This window comes from Streptomyces sp. V1I1 (genome assembly GCF_030817355.1).
Lineage (GTDB): Bacteria > Actinomycetota > Actinomycetes > Streptomycetales > Streptomycetaceae > Streptomyces.
On record NZ_JAUSZH010000001.1, the window covers coordinates 2,091,321 to 2,097,500 of the forward strand.

Annotated in this window: 3 protein-coding genes, 1 tRNA gene and 2 rRNA genes (1 of these 6 cut by a window edge); 3 read left to right on the top strand and 3 right to left on the bottom strand. The window is 64.8% G+C overall.

Annotated elements, in window-relative coordinates:
- Positions 1-39: 39 nt before the first annotated feature.
- Positions 40-2,694, top strand: coding sequence for a SpoIIE family protein phosphatase (locus QFZ67_RS09995; RefSeq protein WP_307660747.1), 2,655 nt, complete (start codon positions 40-42; stop codon positions 2,692-2,694).
- A gap of 47 nt (positions 2,695-2,741) precedes the next feature.
- Here the strand turns inward: QFZ67_RS09995 and QFZ67_RS10000 are convergent.
- Positions 2,742-2,814, bottom strand: a tRNA-Thr gene (locus QFZ67_RS10000).
- Between the two features lie 103 nt (positions 2,815-2,917).
- Between QFZ67_RS10000 and QFZ67_RS10005 the strand changes: the two genes are divergently transcribed.
- The gene (locus QFZ67_RS10005; protein ID WP_307660748.1) at positions 2,918-3,286 is read left to right on the top strand and encodes a hypothetical protein; all 369 of its coding nucleotides are present in this window, start codon (positions 2,918-2,920) and stop codon (positions 3,284-3,286) included.
- Positions 3,287-3,327: 41 nt separating this feature from the next.
- Positions 3,328-3,822 (top strand): PHB depolymerase family esterase, encoded by a 495-nt coding sequence (locus QFZ67_RS10010; protein WP_307660749.1) that lies wholly within the window; start codon positions 3,328-3,330, stop codon positions 3,820-3,822.
- A gap of 53 nt (positions 3,823-3,875) precedes the next feature.
- Here QFZ67_RS10010 and rrf read toward each other — a convergent pair.
- Positions 3,876-3,992 (bottom strand): 5S ribosomal RNA (gene rrf, locus QFZ67_RS10015).
- An 87-nt stretch (positions 3,993-4,079) separates the two neighbouring features.
- A 23S ribosomal RNA gene (locus tag QFZ67_RS10020) occupies positions 4,080-6,180 on the bottom strand (it continues 1,022 nt past the right edge of the window).

Below are 6,180 nucleotides of genomic sequence, written 5' to 3' on the forward strand. Positions count from 1 at the left end.
AAGTACTACCACCGGGCACCGGGAGGGGCAGGGCCGATCATGGCAGAGCCGGGCGTCGAGACGCGTACGAGGAGTTCAGTGATCACCGCGCGGGCGGCTGCCAGCTTCGACCCTGTCGGGCGGTCCGTCGCGACCGCCCGCGCCTTCGTCCGCGACACCCTCCAGGGGTGGGGGTACTCCGACGTAGTGGACGACGCGGTCGTCCTGACCAGCGAGCTCGTCACCAACGCCGTCGTACACGCGGGCACCGCCGCCGATGTGCTCTGTCTGCGTACAGACGAAGGTGTACGGGTCGAAGTCGCCGACCGCTACCCCGAGCGCGAGATCCCGATACAGGGCACCGGCCGGTCGCTCGGCAGCCTCGACCGCGAGAACGGGCGCGGACTGCTCCTGTGCGCCGCCCTCGCCTCCCGCTGGGGCGTCGAGTACTCCCCCACCTTCAAACAGGTGTGGTTCCAACTCGACCTCCCCCAGCGCCCGGTGGGCACCCGCTCCGCCGGCCCGGTCCTGCCGATCCCGCTCCTACCGGTCGCCGACGAACGCGTACGCGTCGCCGTCACCCAGATCGACCGCAGCGGTTCGATCTCCGTCTGGAACGAAGACGCGGAACACCTCTTCGGATACGCCGCCGAACAGGTCATGGGCAAACCCCTGACGGACTTCGCCGCCTGGCCGCAAACTCCCGGCATCGGCACCGGCATCGCGGAGGCGCTCCAACTCTCCCGCTGGGAGGGCAGTTACGGCATCCGGGGCACCGACGGCCGCGTCGTCCCCGTCTACGCATCGCACCTCCGGGTCCGCGACACCGGTGGCGAGCCATCCACCGTCTGCCTTCTCGTACGCGACGACGAACGCGCCGTGCTGCAGACCCCGCAGCGCGCTCCCGTGACCGAGACGGGCGCCGAGAGCCACGCCACCGACCCCTTCGAGGTCTTCATCGGCTCCCCGGCGCCCGAGGACCTCGACGGCCTTCTCCAGCGCACCGTCGAGCGCGCCCGCGACATGCTCGACGGGGACGCGGCCTTCCTGCTGCTGGCCACCGACGACGAGACAGAACTCGAAGTACGGGCCACCACCGGCCTTCCCTCGGCCCGTCAGCGCTTCGCCCGCGTCCCGGTCGAGGCCGGCACCGGCCGCTACGGCTCCGCCCGGATGCCCGCCGTCCACGAGGACCTCACAGCCGTCCCGGGTGCTGTCCCGCTCCTCAACTCCACCGGCATGCGCTCGGTCGTCACCGTCCCGCTCAAGGTCGAGGGCCGCCTCACCGGCTCCCTCGGAGTCGCGGCCGAATCCTCGGGCCGCTACTCCAACGAGGAGGCCCTGCGCCTCCAGTTCGCCGCCGACCGCATCGCCCTGGCCGTCGAATCGGCCCGCCTGGGCGAACTGGAACGACTGCGCCGCGGCTCACTCTCCTTCCTCGTCGAGGCCTCCGACCTGCTCGCCGGAACCCTCGACCGGGACCAAACCCTGGCGCTGATGGCCCAGATGACGGTCCCTACCCTCGCCACCTGGTGCGCCGTCTACACCATCGCCGACCAGGCATCCGAGCCGTACCTCAGCTACGTACTCCACGAGGACGAGGAGCGGATCGACGGCCTCAAGGCCCTACTGTCCAAGATCGACCCGCCCGACCCGGTGCCCACGCCCGGCGCCCGCGTCTGGACCGCCCCCGCCGAGGCCGGCCAGGCAGCCGCACTGCGCACCTCCAAGCGCGAACTCGGTCTCGGCTCCACACCACCGGTCTCCTCCGGTATCGGCACCACCCTCGCCACGGCCGCCGCGGTCGGCGGCGAGACGGTCGTTCTGCCCCTCGTCGCCCGCAACCGCGTCATCGGCATGCTGACCCTCGGCAAGCCGTCCGACGACCACTTCCGCCAGGAGATCCTGGAACTCGCGGAGGACCTATCCCGCCGGGCGGCCCTCGCCCTCGACAACGCCCGCCTGTACTCCGAGCGCATGGCCATCAGCCAGTCCCTCCAGCGCAGCCTGCTGCCGCCGGAACTCCCCCAGATCCAGGGCGTCGAGGTCGAGGTCATCTACCGCGCGGCCGGCGAAGGCAACGAAGTCGGCGGCGACTTCTACGACCTCTTCCCGATCCGCGACGGCGCGTACGGCTTCGCCATCGGCGACGTCTGCGGTACGGGCCCGGAAGCCGCGGCCGTCACCGGTCTGGCCCGCCACGCCCTGCGCCTGCTCGCCCGCGAGGGCTTCGGCGGCCCCGCCGTCCTGGAGCGCCTGAACGCCGCGATCCTCGACGAAGGCGCCCGCAGCCGCTTCCTGACGCTCCTTTATGGCGAGTTGTGGCCACAGGAGGACGGCAGCGCGGTCCTCAAGGTCGTCTGCGCCGGCCACCCGCTCCCACTCCGCCTGCGCCAGGACGGCAGCGTGGAACCCGCGGCCGAACCGCAGCCGCTCCTCGGCGTCATGGACGACCTGGAGCTGTACGAGCAGATGGTGACTCTCGACCCGGGCGACGTTCTGCTCTGCGTCACGGACGGCGTCACCGAACGCCGCGAGGGAACACGCATGCTGGGCGACGACGGACTCGTCGACGTTCTCACCACGTGCACGGGCCTCACGGCCGGCGCGGTCGCCTCCCGCGTCCTGCGCGCTGTCGAACGCTTCGCCGCCGAACCGGCCTCCGACGACATGGCGATTCTCGCGATGCGCGTCCCGGAGCCCCGCAAGCCCTGAACACGAAGAAGGCCCCCGCCAGTTGGCGGGGGCCTTCTTCGCTATTGAGCCCCAATACGGAATCGAACCGTAGACCTTCTCCTTACCATGGAGACGCTCTACCGACTGAGCTATTGGGGCCTGCTGCGCTGCGGCAACGGGATAGATCATACCCCGAACACACGGCTGCTTCGAACCAGCCATTCCTCTGGACCGCCCGATCTCGTCCTGCCACCATGCGCCAATGCTGACAGGCCCGAGAACGCCCAAGGTCGCCGTCGCCGTCGCCGTGGCCTTCCTCCTGGCCGGCTGCGGCTCGGACGACGACGATGACACGAAGAAGAAGCCCAAAGCCTCCCCTGCGGCCAAGGAGTCCCCACGCCCCGGCGACCAGCGCGTGACAATCACCTGGAAGGGCCAGAAGCGTGTGTACGCGGTCCACGCTCCGCCTGCTTACACCCCGGCCAAGAAGCTGCCCTTGGTCATCGCGATGCATCCGTACCCGAGCGACGGCGTCTATGCCGCCAAGCTGACCGGCTTCAATGCCAAGGCCGACAAGAAGGCTTCCTCGTCGCTTACCCCGACGGCCTCAATCAGGCCTACAACGCACTGATCTGCTGCGGCAGCGAGGACGACGTCGGCTTCATCTCCACCATGACGAAGCGCCTCCTCACCACCTGGCAGGCCGATCCGGACCGCGTCTATGCAACGGGCATCTCCAACGGCGCCGACATGGCGTTCAAGCTCGCGGTCGAGCTTCCTGGAACCCTGGCGGCGATAGCCCCGGTGAGCGGCGGCTACATCGGCCCATCCGCGAACGACGCCGCTTACATGCCGAAGTCCCCGGTCTCCGTGGTCACCTTCGTCGGCGGCCTCGACCAGAACCACAACATCATGGAGATCGGCATCATCACCTGGCACGAACGCCTTGCCTGCAAGGCCGGCCCAGCAGTGAAGGTCAAGGACAACAACACCCGCACACCCGCGAAGTGCCGGGACCAGTCGGAGTTCCTGACGTACCGCCTCCCGGACATGGGCCACAACTGGCCCGGCAGCAACGACCCAGGAATGGGCGATCCGGTGACCGGCGTCAATGCCACGGACCTCATCTGGGAGTTCTTCAAGGCGCATCCCAGGAAATCGTCCTGAACGCGAAAATGCCTCAGTCCCCGGACAAGGTCCGGGGACTGAGGCTAAAAATTGTTCGGCGGCGTCCTACTCTCCCACAGGGTCCCCCCTGCAGTACCATCGGCGCTGAAAGGCTTAGCTTCCGGGTTCGGAATGTAACCGGGCGTTTCCCTAACGCAATGACCACCGAAACTCTATGAAGATATCGATCCGGAGCCCCGGCCATGGGGGCTCGACAGTTCGTTACTTCAGAACTGACACAGTGGACGCGAGCAACTGAGGACAAGCCCTCGGCCTATTAGTACCAGTCAGCTTCACCGGTTGCCCGGCTTCCACATCTGGCCTATCAACCCAGTCGTCTACTGGGAGCCTTACCCTCTCAAGGAGGTGGGAGTCCTCATCTCGAAGCAGGCTTCCCGCTTAGATGCTTTCAGCGGTTATCCTTTCCGAACGTAGCCAACCAGCCATGCCCTTGGCAGGACAACTGGCACACCAGAGGTTCGTCCGTCCCGGTCCTCTCGTACTAGGGACAGCCCTTCTCAAGACTCCTGCGCGCGCAGCGGATAGGGACCGAACTGTCTCACGACGTTCTAAACCCAGCTCGCGTACCGCTTTAATGGGCGAACAGCCCAACCCTTGGGACCGACTCCAGCCCCAGGATGCGACGAGCCGACATCGAGGTGCCAAACCATCCCGTCGATATGGACTCTTGGGGAAGATCAGCCTGTTATCCCCGGGGTACCTTTTATCCGTTGAGCGACGGCGCTTCCACAAGCCACCGCCGGATCACTAGTCCCGACTTTCGTCCCTGCTCGACCCGTCGGTCTCACAGTCAAGCTCCCTTGTGCACTTACACTCAACACCTGATTGCCAACCAGGCTGAGGGAACCTTTGGGCGCCTCCGTTACCCTTTGGGAGGCAACCGCCCCAGTTAAACTACCCATCAGACACTGTCCCTGATCCGGATCACGGACCCAGGTTAGACATCCAGCACGACCAGAGTGGTATTTCAACGACGACTCCCCCTGAACTGGCGTCCAGAGTTCACAGTCTCCCACCTATCCTACACAAGCCGAACCGAACACCAATATCAAACTGTAGTAAAGGTCCCGGGGTCTTTCCGTCCTGCTGCGCGAAACGAGCATCTTTACTCGTAGTGCAATTTCACCGGGCCTATGGTTGAGACAGTCGAGAAGTCGTTACGCCATTCGTGCAGGTCGGAACTTACCCGACAAGGAATTTCGCTACCTTAGGATGGTTATAGTTACCACCGCCGTTTACTGGCGCTTAAGTTCTCAGCTTCGCCACACCGAAATGTGACTAACCGGTCCCCTTAACGTTCCAGCACCGGGCAGGCGTCAGTCCGTATACATCGCCTTACGGCTTCGCACGGACCTGTGTTTTTAGTAAACAGTCGCTTCTCGCTGGTCTCTGCGGCCACCCCCAGCTCAGAGTGCAAGACTCATCACCGGTGATGGCCCCCCTTCTCCCGAAGTTACGGGGGCATTTTGCCGAGTTCCTTAACCATAGTTCACCCGAACGCCTCGGTATCCTCTACCTGACCACCTGAGTCGGTTTAGGGTACGGGCCGCCATGAAACTCGCTAGAGGCTTTTCTCGACAGCATAGGATCATCCACTTCACCACAATCGGCTCGGCATCAGGTCTCAGCCTTGATGTGTGACGGATTTGCCTATCACACGGCCTACACCCTTACCCCGGGACAACCACCGCCCGGGCTGGACTACCTTCCTGCGTCACCCCATCGCTTACCTACTACCACCTTGGGCCGGCGGCTCCACCACTCCCCTTCACCCGAAGGATCCAGGGCGGCTTCACGGCCTTAGCATTAATGGGCTCGATACTGGGCGTTTCAAAGCGGGTACCGGAATATCAACCGGTTGTCCATCGACTACGCCTGTCGGCCTCGCCTTAGGTCCCGACTTACCCTGGGCAGATCAGCTTGACCCAGGAACCCTTAGTCAATCGGCGCACACGTTTCTCACGTGTGTATCGCTACTCATGCCTGCATTCTCACTCGTGTACCGTCCACCACTCGCTTACGCGGCGGCTTCACCCGGCACACGACGCTCCCCTACCCATCCCAGCGGGCGTTGGCCCTCATGCTGGAATGACACGACTTCGGCGGTACGCTTGAGCCCCGCTACATTGTCGGCGCGGAATCACTTGACCAGTGAGCTATTACGCACTCTTTCAAGGGTGGCTGCTTCTAAGCCAACCTCCTGGTTGTCTCTGCGACTCCACATCCTTTCCCACTTAGCGTACGCTTAGGGGCCTTAGTCGATGCTCTGGGCTGTTTCCCTCTCGACCATGGAGCTTATCCCCCACAGTCTCACTGCCGCGCTCTCACTTACCGGCA

Bases quoted from the DNA above. Each gene is read 5' to 3' on its own strand.
- QFZ67_RS09995 (WP_307660747.1), top strand. From the start codon at position 40: ATGGCAGAGCCGGGCGTCGAGACGCGTACGAGGAGTTCAGTGATCACC.
- QFZ67_RS10005 (WP_307660748.1), top strand. From the start codon at position 2,918: ATGCTGACAGGCCCGAGAACGCCCAAGGTCGCCGTCGCCGTCGCCGTG.
- QFZ67_RS10010 (WP_307660749.1), top strand. From the start codon at position 3,328: ATGACGAAGCGCCTCCTCACCACCTGGCAGGCCGATCCGGACCGCGTC.